The organism is Pseudomonas sp. P106(2024) (assembly GCF_057480815.1).
The window spans coordinates 1-20082 of the sequence record NZ_JBLIYU010000018.1 but is presented as its reverse complement, the minus strand read 5'-3'; the positions used below and the strand labels follow the sequence as shown (position 1 = coordinate 20082).

Annotated in this window: 17 protein-coding genes; 9 read left to right on the top strand and 8 right to left on the bottom strand. The window is 64.4% G+C overall.

Annotated features, from left to right (window positions below):
- Positions 1 to 44 precede the first annotated feature (44 nt).
- Positions 45 to 3950 carry an ATP-dependent RNA helicase HrpA gene (gene hrpA / locus AC25M7_RS22300; RefSeq protein WP_062360604.1) on the top strand — a complete coding sequence of 1302 codons (3906 nt, stop codon included), beginning with the start codon at positions 45 to 47 and terminating at the stop codon, positions 3948 to 3950.
- 219 nt (positions 3951 to 4169) lie between these two features.
- Entirely contained in the window at positions 4170 to 5291 is a 1122-nt protein-coding gene (locus AC25M7_RS22295; protein WP_062574825.1) for a beta-ketoacyl-ACP synthase III, read from the top strand.
- A 125-nt stretch (positions 5292 to 5416) separates the two neighbouring features.
- Here the strand turns inward: AC25M7_RS22295 and AC25M7_RS22290 are convergent, their stop codons facing one another.
- Positions 5417 to 6661, bottom strand: a complete 1245-nt coding sequence (locus AC25M7_RS22290; RefSeq protein WP_028693069.1) for a putative porin — start codon at positions 6659 to 6661, stop codon at positions 5417 to 5419.
- 239 nt (positions 6662 to 6900) lie between these two features.
- On the opposite strand from AC25M7_RS22290, the gene AC25M7_RS22285 reads away from it, so the two are divergent.
- Complete coding sequence (locus tag AC25M7_RS22285) at positions 6901 to 8028, top strand: GNAT family N-acetyltransferase (protein WP_486971483.1); 1128 nt, start codon at positions 6901 to 6903, stop codon at positions 8026 to 8028.
- Between the two features lie 155 nt (positions 8029 to 8183).
- Here the strand turns inward: AC25M7_RS22285 and AC25M7_RS22280 are convergent, their stop codons facing one another.
- The 4 genes from AC25M7_RS22280 to AC25M7_RS22265 are packed head-to-tail and all read right to left on the bottom strand — an operon-like array spanning position 8184 to position 12368.
- Entirely contained in the window at positions 8184 to 10016 is a 1833-nt protein-coding gene (locus AC25M7_RS22280; protein WP_486971482.1) for an ABC transporter ATP-binding protein, read from the bottom strand.
- Between the two features lie 51 nt (positions 10017 to 10067).
- Positions 10068 to 10625 carry a peptidylprolyl isomerase gene (locus tag AC25M7_RS22275; protein WP_062574821.1) on the bottom strand — a complete coding sequence of 186 codons (558 nt, stop codon included), beginning with the start codon at positions 10623 to 10625 and terminating at the stop codon, positions 10068 to 10070.
- Positions 10619 to 11431: an alpha/beta fold hydrolase gene (locus AC25M7_RS22270; RefSeq protein WP_028693073.1), complete on the bottom strand. Its 813-nt coding sequence runs from the start codon at positions 11429 to 11431 to the stop codon at positions 10619 to 10621. The genes AC25M7_RS22275 and AC25M7_RS22270 overlap by 7 nt, the downstream gene beginning before the upstream one ends.
- Before the next feature lie 13 nt (positions 11432 to 11444).
- Positions 11445 to 12368 (bottom strand): LysR family transcriptional regulator, encoded by a 924-nt coding sequence (locus AC25M7_RS22265; RefSeq protein ID WP_028693074.1) that lies wholly within the window; start codon positions 12366 to 12368, stop codon positions 11445 to 11447.
- Positions 12369 to 12418: 50 nt separating this feature from the next.
- On the opposite strand from AC25M7_RS22265, the gene AC25M7_RS22260 reads away from it, so the two are divergent.
- From AC25M7_RS22260 to AC25M7_RS22250, 3 genes are all read left to right on the top strand, one after another.
- Positions 12419 to 12733: a hypothetical protein gene (locus AC25M7_RS22260; RefSeq protein WP_028693075.1), complete on the top strand. Its 315-nt coding sequence runs from the start codon at positions 12419 to 12421 to the stop codon at positions 12731 to 12733.
- Positions 12734 to 12843: 110 nt separating this feature from the next.
- Positions 12844 to 13443 carry an FMN-dependent NADH-azoreductase gene (locus AC25M7_RS22255; protein WP_028693076.1) on the top strand — a complete coding sequence of 200 codons (600 nt, stop codon included), beginning with the start codon at positions 12844 to 12846 and terminating at the stop codon, positions 13441 to 13443.
- A 291-nt stretch (positions 13444 to 13734) separates the two neighbouring features.
- Positions 13735 to 14607 (top strand): carboxylate/amino acid/amine transporter, encoded by an 873-nt coding sequence (locus AC25M7_RS22250; protein ID WP_088852708.1) that lies wholly within the window; start codon positions 13735 to 13737, stop codon positions 14605 to 14607.
- Positions 14608 to 14610: 3 nt separating this feature from the next.
- Here the strand turns inward: AC25M7_RS22250 and AC25M7_RS22245 are convergent, their stop codons facing one another.
- Entirely contained in the window at positions 14611 to 15813 is a 1203-nt protein-coding gene (locus AC25M7_RS22245; RefSeq protein ID WP_062360611.1) for an MFS transporter, read from the bottom strand.
- A 165-nt stretch (positions 15814 to 15978) separates the two neighbouring features.
- Positions 15979 to 17280 (bottom strand): mechanosensitive ion channel family protein, encoded by a 1302-nt coding sequence (locus AC25M7_RS22240; protein ID WP_062360613.1) that lies wholly within the window; start codon positions 17278 to 17280, stop codon positions 15979 to 15981.
- 142 nt (positions 17281 to 17422) lie between these two features.
- Here AC25M7_RS22240 and AC25M7_RS22235 point away from each other — a divergent pair, with 142 nt between their 5' ends.
- The 3 genes from AC25M7_RS22235 to AC25M7_RS22225 all read left to right on the top strand — a co-directional run bounded on the left by AC25M7_RS22235 (position 17423) and on the right by AC25M7_RS22225 (position 19426).
- Positions 17423 to 18748 (top strand): DEAD/DEAH box helicase, encoded by a 1326-nt coding sequence (locus tag AC25M7_RS22235; protein ID WP_486971481.1) that lies wholly within the window; start codon positions 17423 to 17425, stop codon positions 18746 to 18748.
- 158 nt (positions 18749 to 18906) lie between these two features.
- The gene (locus tag AC25M7_RS22230; RefSeq protein ID WP_486971480.1) at positions 18907 to 19215 is read left to right on the top strand and encodes a BrnT family toxin; all 309 of its coding nucleotides are present in this window, start codon (positions 18907 to 18909) and stop codon (positions 19213 to 19215) included.
- Positions 19190 to 19426: a BrnA antitoxin family protein gene (locus AC25M7_RS22225; RefSeq protein WP_486971479.1), complete on the top strand. Its 237-nt coding sequence runs from the start codon at positions 19190 to 19192 to the stop codon at positions 19424 to 19426. The genes AC25M7_RS22230 and AC25M7_RS22225 overlap by 26 nt, the downstream gene beginning before the upstream one ends.
- Before the next feature lie 11 nt (positions 19427 to 19437).
- Here the strand turns inward: AC25M7_RS22225 and AC25M7_RS22220 are convergent, their stop codons facing one another.
- Positions 19438 to 19707, bottom strand: coding sequence for a hypothetical protein (locus tag AC25M7_RS22220; protein WP_028693087.1), 270 nt, complete (start codon positions 19705 to 19707; stop codon positions 19438 to 19440).
- Positions 19708 to 20082: the final 375 nt, after the last annotated feature.

Genomic DNA, 20082 nt, shown 5'->3' with positions numbered 1-20082 from the left:
CGATCATGAAAAAGCAGCACTCGCCTGCATCATTAAAAAGCCCCATGACAGATCACGCCATCGACCAACTGCTGAAGAACCTCGACCACGCCATGATCGCCGACCGCCATCGGTTGCGCCGGCAATTGCACGAGCTGCGCAAGCGCCCCGACGAGGGCAAGCTCGCGCAGTGGGTGGAAAAGGTCCAGGCCTCCTGCGCCCAGGTCACCGCGCGCCAGCAGAGCGTGCCGAGCATTCGTTACGACGACAACCTGCCCATCGCCGCCAAGCGCGACGAGATCAAGAAGGCCCTGGCCGAGCACCAGGTGCTGGTGATCGCCGGCGAGACCGGTTCCGGCAAGACCACCCAGCTGCCGAAGATCTGCCTGGAGCTGGGCCGCGGCAGCCATGGCCTGATTGCCCACACCCAGCCCCGGCGGATCGCCGCGCGCAGCGTGGCGGCGCGGGTCGCGGAGGAGCTGGGCACGCCGTTGGGGGCGCTGGTCGGCTACCAGGTGCGCTTCGAGGACCAGAGCGATTCGAACACCCTGGTCAAGCTGATGACTGACGGTATCCTGCTGGCCGAGACCCAGCACGACCGCTTCCTCGAGCGCTACGACACGATCATCGTCGACGAGGCCCATGAGCGCAGCCTGAACATCGACTTCCTGCTCGGCTATCTCAAGACCCTGCTGCACCGCCGCCCGGACCTGAAGCTGATCATCACCTCGGCGACCATCGACCTGGAGCGCTTCTCCAAGCACTTCGACGGCGCGCCGATCATCGAGGTGTCCGGGCGTACCTACCCGGTGGAAACCTGGTACCGACCGCTGACCAGCGAGCACGACGAGGAGGGCAACCAGGTCGAGGAGGACCTTTCCGTCGACCAGGCGATCCTCGCCAGCCTCGACGAGATCGCCCAGCACGAGCGCAGCCAGGGCAAGGGCCCGGGCGATGTGCTGGTGTTCCTGCCCGGCGAGCGCGAGATTCGCGACGCCGCCGAGATCCTGCGCAAGGCGCAGCTGCGCCACACCGAGATCCTGCCGCTGTATGCGCGGCTGTCGCCGGCCGAGCAGCAGCGGATCTTCCAGTCCCACAGCGGCCGGCGCGTGGTGTTGGCGACCAACGTCGCCGAAACCTCGCTGACGGTGCCGGGCATCCGCTACGTGATCGACAGCGGCACCGCGCGCATCAGCCGCTACAGCTACCGCGCCAAGGTCCAGCGCCTGCCCATCGAGGCGGTGTCCCAGGCCAGCGCCAACCAGCGTAAAGGCCGCTGCGGCCGGGTCGAGCCGGGCATCTGCATCCGCCTGTACAGCGAGGACGATTTCAACGGCCGGCCGGCGTTCACCGACCCGGAGATCCTGCGCACCAACCTGGCCGCGGTGATCCTGCAGATGCTGCACCTGCGCCTGGGCGCGATCGACGCCTTCCCGTTCATCGAGCCGCCGGATGGCAAAGCCATCAGCGACGGCTTCAACCTGTTGCAGGAACTGTCGGCGGTCAACCGCGAGAACCAGCTGACGCCGCTGGGCCGCCAGCTGGCGCGCTTGCCGATCGATCCGCGTTTGGGCCGCATGCTGCTTGAAGGCGCCCGCCAGGGCAGCCTGCAGGAAGTGCTGATCGTCGCCAGCGCGCTGTCGGTGCAGGACCCGCGTGAGCGCCCGCCGGAGCGCCAGCAGGCCGCTGACCAGGCCCATGCGCAGTGGAAGGATGTCGATTCCGACTTCGCCGCGCTGGTCAACCTGTGGCGTGGTTTCGAGGAGCAGCGCCAGGCGCTGACCGCCAGCCCGCTGCGCAACTGGTGCCGCAAGAACTTCCTCAACTACCTGCGCCTGCGCGAGTGGCGTGACGCCCATCGCCAGCTGGCGCTGATCTGCCGCGACCTGCAATTGGCGGTGAACAAGGACGCCTGCGACTACCAGCCCCTGCACAAGGCGATTCTCAGCGGCCTGCTCAGCCAGATCGGCCAGAAGACCGAGGAGGGCGACTATCAGGGCGCGCGTCAGCGGCGTTTCTGGGTTCACCCGTCGTCGGGCATCGGCCGCAAGCGACCGCAGTGGGTGATGGCCGCGGAACTGGTGGAGACCACCAAGCTGTATGCGCGCATGGTGGCCAAGATCGAGCCGGACTGGATCGAGCCGCTGGCCACCCACCTGATCAAGAAGAACCACTTCGAACCGCACTGGGAGAAGAAGCGCGGCCAGGTGGTGGCCTACGAGCAGATTACCCTCTACGGGCTGATCCTGGTCGGCCGTCGACCGGTGCATTTCGGCCCGATCGACCCGGTTACTTCCCGCGAGCTGTTCATCCGCGACGGCCTGGTCGGTGGCGAGATCCAGTCCCGGGCCAAGTGCCTGGCGGCCAACAAGCGCCTGCTCGAGCAGCTCGACGAGCTGGAGGCCAAGGCCCGCCGGCGCGATATTCTGGCCGACGAGGAGACGCTGTACGCCTTCTACGAGGCGCGCCTGCCCGAAGAGATCCACCAGACGGCGACCTTCGACAGCTGGTACCGGATGAACAGCCAGAAGGATCCGAACCTGCTGATCATGCGCGAAGAGGACGTGCTCGCCCGCGAGGCCAGCGAGGTCACCGCCGCGCAGTATCCGGACCACCTGCAGGTGGGCGATCTGCGCCTGTCGCTGAGCTATCACTTCGAACCGAACCACCCGCGTGACGGCGTGACCGTGCGGGTGCCGGCGCCGCTGTTGCCGAACCTGCCGGGCGAACGCCTGGAATGGCTGGTGCCCGGCCTGCTTGAGGCCAAGTGCATCGCCCTGGTGCGCAACCTGCCCAAGGCCCTGCGCAAGAACTTCGTGCCGGTGCCCGACTTCGTCAAGGCGGCCCTGTCGCGTATGGCGTTCGGCCAAGGGGCATTGCCGCAGGCGCTGGGCCAGGAGTTGCTGCGCATGACCGGAGCGCGGGTGTCGGACGAGGCCTGGGCGGAGGCGGCCGGGCTGGTGGAAGGCCATCTGCGCATGAACATCGAAGTGGTCGACGCCCAGGGCAAGTTCCTCGGCGAAGGTCGCGACCTCGCCGAGCTGACCGCCCGCTTCGCCGCCGCCAGCCAGGCGGCGCTGGCCCTGCCGCGCAGCGAGAAGGCCGAGCAGCCGGTACAGGCCAAGGCCTTCGCGCAGGTGGCGCAGACCGCCCAGCAGAAGATCGCCGGGCTGTCGATGACGGTCTATCCGGCGCTGGTCGAGGACAACGGCACGGTGCGCGAGGGGCGCTTCTCGACCCAGGCCGAAGCCGAGTTCCAGCACCGTCGCGCCTTGCAGCGCCTGTTGCTGCAACAGCTGGCGGAGCCGGCCAAGTTCCTGCGCGGCAAGCTGCCGGGGCTGACGGAGCTGGGGCTGCTGTACCGTGAACTGGGACGGGTCGAGGCGCTGGTCGAGGATATCCTCCTGGCCAGCCTCGATAGCTGTGTGCTGGAAGGCGAAGACCCGCTGCCGCGTGATGGCGCGGGCCTGGCCTCGCTGGCCGAACGCAAGCGCGGCAACTGGACCGAGCACGCCGAACGCCTGGCCCGCCTGACCCTGGAGGTGCTGAAGCTGTGGCATGGCCTGCAGAAGCGCTTCAAGGGCAAGATCGACCTGAGCCAGGCGGTGGCGCTCAACGATATCAAGCAGCAACTGGCCAACCTGGTGTACCCAGGCTTCGTGCGGGAGACACCGGGTGCCTGGTTCAAGGAGCTGCCACGTTATCTCAAGGCGGTGGAATTGCGTCTGGAGAAACTGGGTTCGCAGGTGCAGAAGGACCGGGTGTGGAGCGCCGAGCTGGCCAATTGCTGGGCGCAGTACCGGGCCCGCGCCGACAAGCATGCCCAGGAAGGCAAGCGCGATGAGCAGCTGACGCTGTACCGCTGGCTGCTGGAGGAATACCGGGTATCGTTGTTTGCCCAGCAACTGGGGACGAAGGTGCCGGTTTCCGACAAGCGACTGAGCAAACAGTGGAGTCAGGTGGAAGCCTAAACTCCCCAAGTTGTGGCAAACTTGGTGGAATTTGCGGCCGCTGTGCGGCCGATCGCGGCACAAGGCCGCTCCTACAGAAGAACGCCGATGCTGTAGGAGCCGCCTTGTGCCGCAAACGAGGGCGCAGCCCTCGCCTCAAAATTGGTACCAAGGTGCCATTAAGTTGCCCTTATTCCGGCCAGCGCCTTGTGGCGATGGCCCCAGACCAGAGGAACGACCGTGCACAACGTCGTCATCAGCGGCACCGGCCTGTACACCCCGGCCCAAAGCATTTCCAACGAAGAACTGGTGGAATCCTTCAACACCTGGGCACAGCGTTTCAACCGCGACAACGCCGCCGCCATCGAGCGTGGCGAGGTCGAGGCGGCGCCGCTGTCCGACGCCGCCTTCATCGAGAAGGCCTCGGGTATCAAGAGCCGCTTCGTCATGGACAAGGCCGGTATTCTCGATCCGCAGCGCATGAAGCCGCGTCTGCCCGAGCGCGGCAACGACGAACAATCGATCCTCTGCGAGATGGGCGTGGCAGCCGCTCGCCAGGCCCTGGAGCGTGCCGGGCGCACCGCCGCCGATGTAGACGGGGTGATCGTCGCCTGTTCCAACCTGCAGCGCCCGTACCCGGCCATCGCCATCGAAGTGCAGCAGGCACTGGGCATCCAGGGCTTCGCCTTTGACATGAACGTGGCCTGCTCGTCGGCCACCTTCGGTATCCAGACCGCCGCCAACAGCGTGCAGCTGGGCCAGTCGCGCGCGGTGCTGGTGGTCAACCCGGAGATCTGCACCGGCCACCTGAACTTCCGTGACCGCGACAGCCACTTCATCTTCGGCGACGCCGCCACCGCCGTGCTGGTCGAGCGTGCCGACCTGGCGACCTCCGAACATCAGTTCGACATCGTCAGCACCAAGCTGCTGACGGCGTTCTCCAACAACATCCGCAACAACTTCGGTTTCCTCAACCGCGCCGCGGAAGAGGGCATCGGTGCCCGCGACAAACTGTTCGTGCAGGAAGGCCGCAAGGTGTTCAAGGAAGTCTGCCCGATGGTTGCCGAGCTGATCGGCCAGCACCTGGCCGAGAACGACCTGCAGCCGTCGGACGTCAAGCGCTTCTGGCTGCACCAGGCCAACCTGAGCATGAACCACCTGATCGTCAAGAAGCTGCTGGGGCGTGAAGTGGCCGAGGAAGATGCGCCGGTGATCCTGGATCGCTATGCCAACACCAGTTCGGCGGGTTCGGTGATTGCCTTCCACCTGTATCAGGATGATCTGGCCAAGGGTTCGCTGGGGGTACTGAGTTCATTCGGTGCTGGCTATTCGATTGGTAGTGTGGTTCTGCGTAAACGCTGATACCTACTTTTACTTCTCTATCGGGGCTGCAAAGCAGCCCCGGCTTTCTGACAGGCAAAAAAAGCGGGAAACGCTGGATGGGGTCAGCATTTCCCGCTTCAGGGTGGAGCAAGGGTGCGTAGCGCTTAGAACTTGGCTTCCAGGTCGACCTGCAGGGTGTCGACGTCGGCGTTGTTGTTCGGCAACTGCGACAGGTCGGTCTTGGCCATCAGGTAGGCCGCGCCCAGGGAGAAGTTCTTGTCGATCTCGTAGCCGACCTTGAACTTGTGACCACGCGAACCCGTGAAGCCTGCGCCGAAGTCGGAGTCGGTGAACAGGCTGACCACGGCGTTGCGCTGCACGTCGCGGTAGTTGTAGTCCAGGCTCCAGGCGCCCACCTTGGTCTTCAAACCGGCCAGCCAGGCCTTGTCCTCGCCGTCGGTGCTGTCGGTGTTCTTGACGAACTGGCCATAGGCCGACAGCGGGATGGCGAAGCCGGTGAAGTCCACCTGGCCGAAGCCTTCGGCCAGGTTGAACTCGGTGGTGGTGTTGCCGAAGCTGCGCAGCACGGCCGACTTCTTGTCGTTGTCGAAACCGTAGAGGCTGCCGCCGACGGTGACCTTGACGCTGTCAGCCAGGTTGAACTTGGTGCCCAATTGGCCGTGGTACAGCTGTGCGTCGTGCTTGAACTGCACGCCGTCGCCGTCGACGTTGTCCTTGAGGGTGTAGTGACCGGCGCTGCCGAACACTTCGGCGCCGCCCAGGTTGGTCTTGTAGGTGACGGCCACGCCTTCCGGGTTGATGTCGCTGTCCCAGATGATGTCGCCCATGCTCACCCACGGCTGCAGCATCTTGCCGCCGATCAGGTGCAGGTTCGGCACGGCGGTCGGGTGCCAGTCGAGGTAGGCCAGGTCCACCCACAGCGATTTCTTGTCGAAGTAGTTGTCCAGGCTCTGGTTGGTCGAGCGGGCGTCCGAGCTGCTGCCGGTGGCCACGCGAATGCCAGCGTCGACCTGCGGGTTGATCTCGCTGTAGAAACCGACGCGGGCACGCACACGCTCGCGGTCCTGGTTGCCACTGCGGCTGTTGGGGTTGTCGACGTTGACGTCTTCGTAGCGCAGGCGCACATCACCCTTGATCTGGGTCTTGGCGGCCCATGCCACTTTCTGCTCGAAGGAGCTCAGGCGCTCGGACTGGGCTTTCTGGTCGGCCTTTTCCTTGGTTTCCTTTGCCAGGTCGCCCTGCAGTTCGGTGTACTGCGCCTGGTTGATCGAGCCGTTGGCGCGGAGTATTTCGAGCAGCTTGGCGTCGACAGCAGCACTGGCCGGAGTACTCAGAGCCAGCATCATGCCGGTGAGGCTCACTCCAGTAAGTGTAGAAACAAGACGCATAAGGTTCTCCCTGTTGGAAAAAGTGGGGAGGCTCAAGCGCCCGCCCCCGAGTTGGCATGTCTTCGGAAAGGGCCTGAATAGACAGGTTCTGGGGTTCCGGAAAACAGGCGCAAGTATCGCGGGGGGGAATGACAGAATAATGTCTGAATAGTGGCACTGTTGTTAAGTAAACAGGCCGTCATTTGTGTGTCACGGCGGCTTTGGCAATACTGGCGCCCTGTCCATAGCGAGTTGCAACCGTGATCAGCCTTCACAGCCTTGCCCACCTGCGCGACCTGCCGGCGACCACTTGGGACGCGCTGGTGCCCGACGGTCAGCCGTTCCTGCGCCACGCCTTTCTCAGTGCCATGGAAGACAGTGGTAGCGTGATGCCCGACACCGGCTGGGCCGCCGAACACCTGGTGCTGGAGCGCGATGGCGAGGTACGGGCGCTGCTGCCGGCCTACCGCAAGTGGCATTCGTTCGGCGAGTACGTGTTCGACCATGGCTGGGCCGATGCCTGTGAGCGCGCGGGCATTGCCTACTACCCCAAGCTGCTCGGCGCGGTGCCGTTCAGTCCGGTCGCGGGGCCGCGTCTGCTGGCCGCCGATCCAGCCGATGGCCTGCTGCTGTTGCAGGCGATTCCCGAGTACCTGGGCAAGGGTGGGCTGTCGGGGGCGCACATCAACTTCACCGACAGTGTGCTGGACGCGGCCATTGCCGGCCAGCCGGGCTGGTTGGAGCGCCTGGGCTGCCAGTTCCACTGGCGTAACCGGGGTTACCGGGACTTCCAGGACTTTCTCGACACCCTCAGCTCACGCAAGCGCAAGCAGATGCGCAAGGAGCGTGAACAGGTGGCGGGGCACGGGATCGATTTCGCCTGGTACCGCGGCGATGAACTGAGCGAGGCACAGTGGGACTTCGTCTACCGCTGCTATGCCAACACCTATGCCGTACGGCGACGAGCACCGTACCTGACTCGCGAGTTCTTCAGCCTGGTGGCCGAGCGCATGCCCGAGGCGATTCGCGTGGTGATTGCCCGGCAGCAAGGGCGCGAGGTGGCGATGGCCTTCAGCCTGGTGGGGGGCGACAGCCTGTACGGCCGCTACTGGGGTTGCCTGGACGAATTCGACCGCCTGCATTTCGAGACTTGTTTCTACCAGGGCATGGACTTCGCGATCGGCGAAGGCCTGCAGCGCTTCGATGCCGGGGCCCAGGGCGAGCACAAGCTGATTCGCGGGTTTGAGCCGGTGATCACACGGTCGTGGCATTACCTGCTGCACCCGGGGTTGCGCCGGGCGGTCTCAGACTTTTTGCGTCAGGAGCGCGAAGGAGTACTGGCCTACGCCGAGGAGGCGCGGGGGATGTTGCCGTATCGCCAGGTTTGAAGTGCCTGGCCACACGCTATCCCTGTAGGAGCGGCCTTGTGTCGCGAAAGGGCCGCAAAGCGGCCCCAGGATTTCAGCGTTGATGCAAAGATTGCCGGGGCCGCGTTGCGGCCCTTTCGCGACACGAGGTCGCTCCTACAGGGGCCGCGTCTAACTCAGTCGACGCCGACGAATCCCCCGGTCTGGTGATGCCACAACCGCGCATACAACCCGCGCTGTGCCAGCAGCTCGGCATGGCTGCCGCTTTCGACGATATGCCCCTTGTCCAGCACGATCAGCCGGTCCATGCGGGCGATGGTCGACAGGCGGTGGGCGATAGCGATCACCGTCTTGCCCTGCATCAGCGTCTCCAGGCTCTCCTGGATTGCCGCCTCGACCTCCGAGTCCAGCGCCGAGGTCGCCTCATCCATGATCAGGATCGGCGCGTTCTTCAGCAATACCCGGGCAATGGCGATGCGCTGGCGCTGGCCGCCGGAGAGCTTGACGCCGCGCTCGCCGACATGGGCGTCGAAGCCGGTGCGGCCCTGGGCATCGGACAGCTGCGGGATGAACTCGTCGGCCCGGGCCCGGCGCACTGCTTCCCAGACTTCCTCGTCACTGGCATCCGGCCGGCCGTACAGCAGGTTGTCGCGGATTGAGCGGTGCAGCAGCGAAGTGTCCTGGGTGATCATGCCGATCTGCGCGCGCAAGCTGGCCTGGTTGACCTCGGCGATGTCCTGGCCGTCGATGAGGATGCGCCCGCTGTCGATGTCGTACAGGCGCAGCAGCAGGTTGACCAGGGTCGACTTGCCGGCGCCGGACGGACCGATCAGGCCGATCTTCTCGCCAGGACGGATGTCCAGGCTCAGCGCGTCGATCACCTTGCCGCCCTTGCCGTAGTGGAAGTCGACATGGTCGAAGCGCACCGCCCCGCGGCTGACCTTGAGTGCCGCGGCGTTGGGCCTGTCGCTGACGGTGACCGGCTGGGCAATGGTCTGCAGGCCGTCCTGGACCATGCCGATGTTCTCGAAGATGCCGTTGACCACCCACATGATCCAGCCGGACATGTTGACGATGCGGATCACCAGGCCTGTGGCCAGGGCGATGGCGCCGACGCTGATCAGCGACTGGCTCCACAGCCACAGGGCAAGGCCGGTGGTGGTAACCACCAGCAGGCCGTTCAGCGAGGTAATGACCACGTCCATGCTGGTGATCACCCGCGAGGCCAGCTGGGTCTTCTCGGTCTGCTCGCTGATCGCCTCGCGGGCGTACTGCTGCTCGTAGTCGGTATGGGCGAACAGCTTGAGCGTGGCGATGTTGGTGTAGCCGTCGACGATGCGCCCCATCAGCTTGGAGCGGGCGTCGGAGGAAATCACCGAGCGCTCCTTCACCCGTGGCACGAAGTAGTACAGCGCACCGATATAGCAGGCGATCCACACCAGCAGCGGCAGCATCAGCCGCCAGTCGGCCTCAGCGAACAGCACCAGCGAACTGATGGCGTAGATCAGCACGTGCCACAGCGCGTCCACCGCCTGCACCGCCGAATCGCGCAGGGAGTTGCCGGTCTGCATGATGCGCTGGGCGATGCGCCCGGCGAAGTCGCTCTGGAAGAAGTTCAGGCTCTGCTTGAGCACGTAGGTGTGGTTTTGCCAGCGGATCAGGCTGGTCATGCCCGGGCTGATGGTCTGGTGCACCAGCAGGTCATGCAGGCCGAAAAACACCGGCCGCAGCAACAGCACCACCACCAGCATCCAGATCAGCTCGCCGCTGTGCTCGCTGAAGAAATTGGCGTTGGGCGTGCCCTGGGCCAGGTCGATGATCCGGCTCAGGTAGCTGAACAGCGCCACCTCGATCAGCGAGGCGACCAGGCCGACGATCAGCAGGGCGAGGAAGCTCGGCCACACCTGGCGCAGGTAGTAGAGATAGAAGGGCCAGACCTTGCCGGGAGGCGCCTCGCTGGGCGCCTCGCGGAAAATGTCGATCAACTGCTCGAAACGACGGTACAGCATGGGTGACGACACTCCTGTTCGACCCGACTCACGTCCCTGTGCGGCGCGGGATCAGTCGATGCGTTTGGCCGACTTGATGTAGACCGGATCGGCCGGCACATCGCGCATGCCTTTCTTGACGGTGGTCGGCGAGTTGACGATCTGGTCGACCACCTCCATGCCCTTGGTGACCTTGCCGAACACCGCGTAGCCACGGTCGCGGCCCGGGTTGAGGAAGTCGTTGTCGGCGACGTTGATGAAGAACTGGCTGGTGGCCGAGTTCGGGTCGGAGGTGCGGGCCATGGACAGGGTGCCGCGGGTGTTCTGCAGGCCGTTGCTCGCTTCGTTGCGGATCGGGTCCTTGGTGCTCTTCTGCACCATCTGGTCGGTAAAGCCACCGCCCTGGACCATGAAGCCCGGGATCACGCGGTGGAAGATGGTGTTGTTGTAGAAGCCGCTGTCCACGTACTGGAGGAAGTTCTTGGTACTGATCGGCGCTTTTTCTGCGTTCAGCTCGATCTCGATCTTGCCGAAGCTGGTGACCAGCTCAACGTGCGGGGTCTTGTCGGAGGCCATGACGCTGGTGGCGAAGGCGACCGAGCAGGCGGTGAGCAGAAGTTTTTTCAGCATGGGCTCAAAGATCCTTGAGAGGTGGAAGCGGCTGCGAGGAACTGCAGCACGGTACGGTTGAAGACTTCGGGTTGATCCAGGGGCGTAGCGTGCCGCGAATCGTCGATGACCGCCAGCCTGGCGTTGGGCATCAGGGCGACGTAACGCTCCTTCAGTTGTATCGGTGTGTAATCGTGGTCGGCGGCGATCACCAGGGTGGGACAGCGGATCTGGCCGATGCGTTCCTGCACGCCCCAGTCGACGATGGCGTCGAAGCTTTTCAAATAGGCACGCTTGTCGTTGCGCGCCCAGCGCTCGGCCATCTTGCGCCGCAGTTCGGTCTGCTCCGGCTTGGGAAACAGCCGCGCAGCCAGGCCCTTGCCGACGGTCTCGACGCTGAGCAGGCGTGCCAGGCCCCAGCGCTTGAGCCACCAGATCCAGTCGCTGCGGGTGCGTCGCTTGACCTCGGGGGCGCTGTTGACGATGCACAGGCTGCGCAGCCAGTCGGGGTGGTCGACGGCAAACTGGAAACCGACCATGCCGCCCATGGACAGGCCGACGAAGTGCACCGGGCCGGTGTCCAGATGGCGCAGCAGGGCCAGCAGATCAGCGCTGAAAGTCTTTATCTGGTAGCCCTTGCGCGGCTTGGAGGATTGCCCGTGGCCGCGGATGTCCATGAGGATCACCCGATACTGGCGGCCGAGCTCGGGCACCTGCAGTTCCCAGTCCTGGCTGCTCGAACCCAGCCCGTGCAGCAGCACCAGGGGCTCGCCCTGGCCATGTTCCTCGTAATGCAGCAGGCATCCGTCATGTTCGAAACAGGCCATGGGCGCGGTCCTCTCAGGCTTGCGGGGGGGCTGCGAAGGGCACGTCCAGCGGCGCGGTGTCGAAGTTGCGCAGCAGTTCGATGAGGATCTGCGTGGCCGGGCCCAGGGTCTTTTCCTTGCTGGAGTAAAGGTAGAACAGCGGATGGCGGCTGCCACCCTGATCCAGCGGCAGGGGCTTGAGCACGCCTTCGCGCAGCTCGCGCTCGATCATGTGCCGGGGCAGCCAGGCAAAACCCAGGCCGCTGCCGACGAAGGTCGCCGCGGTGCCCAGGCTGCCGACCGTCCAGCGCTGCTCGGCGCCGAGCCAGCCGACATCGCGCGGCTGGGCCCGGCCGGAGTCGCGGATCACCACCTGCAACTGGCTTTCCAGATCCTGGAAAGTAATTTCGCGGCCCATGCGGTGCAGGGCGTGCTCGGGGTGGGCGACGGCGATGAACTCCACCGGGCTCAGTTCGGTGCCCAGGTAGCCGCCGATGTTGAAGCTGCTGATGGCAAGGTCGGCGATGCCTTCGTGCAGCACTTCCTCGACCCCGGACAACACTTCTTCGCGCAGGCGTACCCGGCAGCCGCGGCTCTGCGGCATGAAGGCGGCCAGGGCGCGTACCAGGCGGGCGCTGGGGTAGGCGGCGTCGACCACCAGGCGCACTTCGGCCTCCCAGCCCTGTTCCATGTGGTGGGCCAGGTCTTCCAGCTGGCTGGCCTGCTTGACCAGTTGCCGCGAACGGCGCAGCAGCACGCTGCCGGCCTCGGTCAGCACCGCCTTGCGCCCATCGATGCGCAGCAGCGGCACGCCCAACTGCTCCTGCATCCGCGCCACGGTATAGCTCACCGACGACTGCGAGCGGTGCAGGGCCTCGGCGGCCTGGGCGAACCCGCCGTGGTCGACCACTGCCTGCAGGGTCCGCCACTGATCCAGGGTAACGCGCGGTGCTTTCATCCAGGGCTCCTGTTGTCCTAAGCTGCGCTCTTCCCAAGGAGAGCGCCCGTATGAAGAAATGTTGTGCGGCTTTGCTGTTGTGCCTACCCCTCGGGGCCATGGCATACCCGATCGACGTGGAAAAGGACCTGACCGGGGTCAAGGTCGATTACACCGTCTACGACACGGCCTATGACATCGGCTCGATCAGCCTCAACAACTATGGGCAGGTGCCGGCGGCGTGCAAGGTCACCTTCCGCAACGGCCCTGAGGCGCCACGGGTGCGTCGGGTCAATGTGCCCGCCGGCAGGAGCGTGGATGTCACCGCCAAGTTCAACCGGCAGATCATCAAGCTGCGCATCGTGCTCGACTGCAAAGCCGAATAAACAGATTAATCGATAGGTTGATCCCACTTTTTACGCTTTTTTATCGATAGGTCAACCACTAATCTCACCTCCATCGAATCGCCACCCTTTACCGCCGATGGAGGCAGCCCATGTCCCGCGTACTGATCATCGAAAGCAGCGCCCGCCAGCAGGATTCCGTTTCCCGTCAACTGACCCTGGACTTCATCCAGCAATGGCAAGCGGCGCATCCGGCCGACGAGATCAAGGTGCGCGACCTGGCGGTGAACCCCGTGCCGCACCTGGACGCCAACCTGCTTGGCGGCTGGATGAAGCCTGAGGAACAGCGCAGCGCCGCCGAGCGTGAGGCGCTGGCACGTTCCAACGTGCTGACCGACGAACTGCTGGCCGCCGACGTGCTGGTGATGGCCGCGCCGATGTACAACTTCACCATCCCCAGTACCTTGAAAGCCTGGCTGGACCACGTGCTGCGCGCCGGCATCACCTTCAAGTACACCCCGACCGGGCCGCAGGGCCTGCTCAACGGCAAGCGCGCCATCGTCCTGACCGCCCGCGGCGGCATCCATGCCGGCGCCAGCAGCGACCACCAGGAACCCTACCTGCGCCAGGTGATGGCCTTCATCGGTATCCACGATGTGGACTTCATCCACGCCGAAGGCCTGAACATGAGCGGCGAGTTCCACGAGAAGGGCCTGAACCAGGCCAAGGCAAGACTGGCCGCGGTGGCCTGAGCCGCGACGAATTCCCAACCCTGACACCTTGTTGCTCCTTTGGGTGTGCCTGCCCGGCCAGTTCATGGCCGGGCTTTTTTATGCCGACCTCATGCCTTGCGCTCCCACAAGGGCAAATGCAAACCATGAATGTTCTGCAAGGCAGTTGCTCTCACAGAGAAAACACTGCTTTCAAGGCCTGTGGTAGTGGGCTTGCCAGCGAAGAGGCTTTTACTGCCCCCACAATCCCCATGGTTGAACTGCCCAGGCCCAACCCGCTAAGGTCCCCGCCTTGATCCACGAGGGCCAACCATGGGCTACCTGATAATCGTCGCGCTGATCCAGGCGTACTCCTTCAACCTGATCGGCGAATACCTGGCCGGCCACGTCGACAGTTACTTCGCCGTGCTGGTCCGGGTGCTGCTGGCCGGGCTGGTGTTCCTGCCACTGACCCGCTGGCGCCAGGTCGAGCCGCGTTTCATGCGCGCGATGCTGCTGATCGGCGCGCTGCAGTACGGCATCACCTATGTCTGCCTGTACCTCAGCTTCCGCGTGCTGACGGTGCCGGAAGTACTGTTGTTCACCATCCTTACCCCGCTGCATGTCACCTTGATCGAGGATGCCCTGAACCGGCGCTTCAACCCCTGGGCGCTGCTTGCTGCCCTGGTGGCGGTGGCCGGCGCGGCGGTGATCCGCTTCGACACGGTCACCGGTGAGTTCTTCATCGGTTTCCTGTTGCTGCAACTGGCCAACTTCACCTACGCCGCCGGCCAGGTGCTGTACCGCCACTTGGTGGCCCGCCACCCCAGCGACCTGCCGCACTATCGCCGGTTCGGCTATTTCTACCTGGGCGCGTTGCTGGTGGTGTTGCCGGCCTTCCTACTGTTCGGCAATGCCCAGCACCTGCCGAGCACCGACACCCAGTGGCTGGTGCTGCTGTTCCTGGGCCTGTGTCCGACGGCGCTAGGGCTGTACTGGTGGAACAAGGGCGCTTGCCTGGTCTCTGGCGGCACCCTGGCGGTGATGAACAACCTGCATGTGCCGGTGGGCCTGCTGCTCAACCTGCTGATCTGGAACCAGGACGAACCGCTCGGGCGCCTGGCCATTGGCGGTTCGGTGATCCTGGCATCGGTGTGGCTGAGCCGCTTGGGCGGCCAGCGCGCGAGGCTGCCTGGAGCGGCCTGAGGGTCATTGCCGGCGCGGCAGGCCAGTGTGCACGATCAGGCACAAAGGCAGTGTCAGCAGCAGCGTGCCTGCCAGCGCCATCAATCCCTGTTCCACTCCCGTGTGGTCGGATATCGCGCCGATCAGCACCGGCGCCAGCGCGCCGCCGCCGACGGTGCCGGTATAGAAGCAGGCGAACACCCGTTCCCGCTGCTCGCGGCCGGCGAAGTCCGGCACCAGCCCGGTCAGCACCGATGAAGTGCCGTTGAGTGCAACGCCGATCAGAGGCATCACCAGCATCAATGGCAGATAGGGCAACAGCAGCGCTACCAGGATCAGCGCGGCGGTCAGCAGCTCGGTACAGACCACAGTGCGTACCGGCCCCAGCCGGGCGCCCAGGTAGCCGCAGAACAGCTTGCCGAAGGCGCCGCCGATGAACAGCAATGTCAGGGCCAGGCCGATCTGCGCAGTGGTCGCGCCCTTGCCCTGCAGCAGGAATGGCAGGAAGGTCAGAAAACCCATGCGCACGCCACTGTCGAGGGTGCCGGTGGCGATCAGCGCCGCGAGCCCCGACCTTGAGCCAACCTGGTCGTGGGCTGTGGCCTTGTGCGTTGATCGCCCTGCGGGTGGCGCCTGACGCAACAGCCACCACAGCGCCGCTGCCGCCCCCAGGCCGAGCAGGCCAAGCGCGGTGGCGTTGGCCTGCCATGACACATACACCAGCACCAGGCCGACCAGGCCGGGGATCAGCGCCTTGCCGATATCCCCGGCGAAGTTGTACTGGGCCAGGGCCTGTTTCACCTTGCCACTGCCTTCGTAGGCATCGGCGACCAGCGCGCTGGCCAGCGGGTGCTGGGTGCTGGCGCCGAGGCCGGCGAGCATCAGGGCCAGCAGCAGAAGGCTCAGGTCACTGGCCTGGGCGGCCAGCAGGTAGGCCAGCCCGGCCAGCGCCGTGCCGCGGACCAACAGGGCCTCGCGACCCCAGCGCCGGGCGCCTTTGCTGGCCAGCAACTGAAAGCCCGCCATCATGCCGGCGTAGGCGCCGCGAAGCAGTCCGACCTGGGCGTAGCTGAGGCCGAAGGCGAACTGCCAGAGGGGCAGCAACACGTAGATGACATCGGTCAGCCCGTCATGCACGCCATGGGCGAGGCTGGCGGCGGCAAGCGCCTTGCGCCGAGGCGATGGCGGGGCGTCGTGCAGTGAAACGCTGGAAATGTCCTGAGGCATGGCTCGCTCACGAGGGCTGTGGCAGGCGTCTGTCGAGCGTCAGGGATGGGCGTGGCGAGTGGGCCGTCGATCTTCCGTGATGACGTCGTCCTGGATGGCCCTAGGTTAGAGCGTCTTGGGGGCGCAATGCAAAGGGGCGCCCGCTCGGGCGCCCCGATTGGACGGTCAGGCTTCGCTCAATGCATCCAGGCTGCGTGGCTGGGTCTGAGGCAACGGCCTGGTCGCCAATCCCACCCGCATGTCGTTACCGCTCGGTTGCTGGTACAGGCTCAGCCCGAACTCCGGCAGCACCGCCAGCAGGTAGTCGAAGATATCGCCCTGGATGCGCTCGTATTCGGCCCATACCGTTGTGGTGGTGAAGCAGTAGATCTCCAGCGGCACGCCTTCGGCGGTGGTCTGCATCTGGCGGACCATGCAGGTCATGTTCGGGTGCACGTTGGGGTGGTTCTTCAGGTAGGCCAGGGCGAAGGCGCGGAAGGTACCGATGTTGGTCAGCTTGCGGCGGTTGGCCGAAAGCTCCGCCACCGGGCCCAGGGCCTCGTTCCAGTGATGCAGTTCCTGGCGCTTCTGCGCCAGGTAGTCGCCCAGCAGGCGTACCTGGCCCAGGCGCTGTTCTTCGTCCGGACTGAGGAAGCGCACGCCGGCGGCGTCGATGAACAGGCTGCGCTTGATCCGACGCCCGCCGGACTGCTGCATGCCGCGGTAGTTGCGGAACGACTCGCTCATCAGGCGCCAGGTGGGGATCGAGACGATGGTCTTGTCGAAGTTCTGTACCTTGACCGTGTGCAGGGTGATGTCCACCACGTCGCCATCGGCGCCGGCCTGGGGCATCTCGATCCAGTCGCCGACGTGCAGCATGTCGTTGCTGGTCAGTTGCACGCTGGCGACGAACGACAGCAGGGTGTCCTTGTACACCAACAGCAGCACCGCCGACATGGCGCCCAGACCCGACAGCAGCAACAGCGGCGAGCGGTCGATCAGGGTGGCGACGATGACGATGGCGGCGAAGATCCACAGCATCATCTTGGCCAGCTGCATGTATCCCTTGATCGAGCGGGTGCGGGCGTGCTCGGTGCGGGCGTAGATGTCCAGCAGCGCGTCGAGCAGGCAGGACAGGGCGCGGGTCATGAACAGCAGGGTCACCGCCAGTGCGACGTTGCCGAGGAAGTGCTGGGTGGTGGCCGACAGCTCCGGCACCAGCTTCAGGCCGAACTGCACCACCAGCGACGGGGTGGTCTGCGCCAGGCGGTGGAACACCTTGTTGTGGCGCAGGTCGTCCAGCCACCTGAGTGCCTGTTGGCGGCCGAGCAGGCGGGTGGAGTGCAGGATCAGGAAGCGGGCGAGGCGGCCGATCAGCAGCGAGACCAGCAGCAGCACGATCAGGCCGAGGGCGGCATGCAGCAGCGGATGTTGGTCGAGCGTGCCCCAGAGGTCGAGGGCGTCGCGCCAGAAGCGTTGGATGTCCATGGGCGTGAAAGCGGTCTGTGTTGCGGTATGAAGGGGTATTAGAGCGTGGATCGGCGCAAAGTTGCCAAAAGAAATTCGGTTCTGGCCACGGAAAACGTTACCCTATGCAACTGAATTTTTCGCACTTGCCCGAGGTTACCCCGTGTTTTCCCAATTCGCCCTGCACGAACGCCTGCTCAAAGCCGTGGCCGAGCTGAAATTTGTCGAGCCGACGCCGGTGCAGGCAGCGGCCATTCCCCTGGCCCTGCAAGGGCGTGACCTGCGGGTGACGGCGCAAACCGGCAGCGGCAAGACCGCCGCCTTCGTGCTGCCGCTGCTCAACCGCCTGGTCGACCGCAGCGGCCCGAGCGTGGAGATCCGTGCGCTGATCCTGCTGCCGACCCGCGAGCTGGCCCAGCAAACCCTCAAGCAAGTGAAACTGTTCTCGCAGTTCACCTACATCAAGTCGGGCCTGGTCACCGGCGGTGAAGACTTCAAGGAACAGGCCGCCATGCTGCGCAAGGTGCCGGATGTGCTGATCGGCACCCCTGGCCGTCTGCTCGAGCAGCTCAATGCTGGCAACCTGGACCTGTCGCACGTGGAGGTGCTGATCCTCGACGAAGCCGACCGCATGCTCGACATGGGCTTTGCCGAAGACATGGAGCGCCTGTGCAAGGAGTGCGAGAATCGCAAACAGACCCTGCTGTTCTCGGCCACCACCGGCGGTGCGGCCCTGCGCGATATCATCGGTAAAGTGCTCAAGGACCCCGAGCACCTGATGCTCAACAGTGTCTCGCAACTGGCCGAAGGCACCCGCCAGCAGATCATCACCGCCGACCACGACCAGCACAAAGAGCAGATCGTGCAGTGGCTGCTGGCCAACGAGACCTACCAGAAGGCAATCATCTTCACCAACACCCGTGCCCTGGCCGACCGTATCTACGGTCACCTGGTGGCCAAGGAGGTCAAGGCTTTCGTCCTGCACGGCGAGAAGGACCAGAAGGACCGCAAGCTGGCCATCGACCGCTTCAAGGATGGCGGCTCCAAGGTCTTGGTGGCCACTGACGTCGCGGCTCGCGGCCTGGACATCGACGGCCTGGACCTGGTGATCAACTTCGACATGCCTCGCAGCGGTGACGAGTACGTGCACCGTATCGGTCGCACCGGCCGTGCCGGTGGCGAAGGCCTGGCGATCTCGCTGATCACCCACAACGACTGGAACCTGATGTCCAGCATCGAACGCTACCTCAAGCAGCAGTTCGAGCGCCGCGTCATCAAGGAGGTCAAGGGTATCTACAGCGGGCCGAAGAAGGTCAAGGCCTCGGGCAAGGCAGCCGGCAGCAAGAAGAAAAAGGTCGAGAAGAAGGCCGGTGGCGACAAGAAGGGTGCCGCCAAGAAGAGGCCTACCGCCAAGCCCAAGGCCAATGCGCCTCTGGCCAGCTCCGACGGCCTGGCACCACTGAAAAAGCGCAAGCCAGCCGCTGAGTAAATATCACCGGCAATGAGCCCGCCACTGCAACGGTGGCGGGTTGCTTCACCTCCTTCCCCAGGGCGCGTAGCCCATTTCCCAAACCCTGTTCAAGCCCGGGCATTTTGTCGCCTACCCGCCACACTCCTCTGGCATGTGCAGTCAAGGAGGAGTAGCGTATGTACAGCTGTAAATACGATTGTCCCGTACGATTTGAATGGGACGAGGAAAAGAACCTGCTCAACATCCGCAAGCACGGTATCGACTTCAACGACGTGCCCGAGATGTCCCGCCAGCCGATGCTGGCGTTGCGCGATGAGCGATTCGAGTACCCGGAGGCACGCTGGATCGGCATGGGCTGGATCAATGCCTGGGTCAGCCTGGTCGCCTACACCGAACGGCAGGGTGATGTGATCCGCATCATTTCCGCCAGAAGAGCCAACCGACGTGAGGTAACGCGCTATGTCGAAACCGTCCATAAGCAGTGAGCAAGACCAAGCCCCGGTCGATACCTCGGACATCCCCGAACTCGACGATGACTTCTTCCGCCGCGCCGAGCTGCGAGTGCCGGCCAAGCAAACGGTGACCATCCGCCTGGACGCCGACGTGCTGGCCTGGTTCAAGGAACAGGGCGCCGGCTACCAGACCCGCATCAACCAGTTGCTTCGCCAGTACATGCAGGCCCAGCAGCGACGCTGACACTGGCGCGGTCAGGTTTTCCTTTCCGCTTCTTTAAGTTCCTGGATGCGCTTGTCGATCAACTGGCATTTGTCCGGCAAGTCCTTGCTGGCCGTTCCGAGCTCCATGTGCTGGAGCTCGTCGTTTATCTCCTTGGCCTTGCGCGGGTTCTGTTCGGTCAACTGACTGACCAGCCCTGCCAGTTCTTCTCTTTTTTGCGTGGCCTCTTCCGGTGTGCAGGCCAAGATGGGCTGTGCACAGAGCAGGGTGGCCGCGCAGATAAGGCATGGCAACGGTTTCATCCCTCGACTCCTTGTTACCAGTGGATTCAGTCCGGTGGAGGCGCCGGTCTGCCTGGAAGTTCAGTCGAGGTGATTGCTGGAAGGGTTCCTTGAAGATTTCACGGTTTTTTGGCGATATTAATTTGATGTCATGGTAGTGGCTAAATAATATCTCGCGCTCTTTTTCCGTGGTCCAGGGACTGGATGATGTCTATGCGTTTTAACCGGGGGCGAGCTTGCGTGCTTGCCGCCTTGTTGGCCTGCACGGCCATGAGTACGGCCCGTGCTGCCTCGCCTGGGGAAGTGTCAGATTTTTTGTGTGCGGGCCGGTAACGGCCTGCCGTCAGGCAGGCCCTGACTTTCACCAGGTCGGCCTGATGAACCGATCTCCGTACA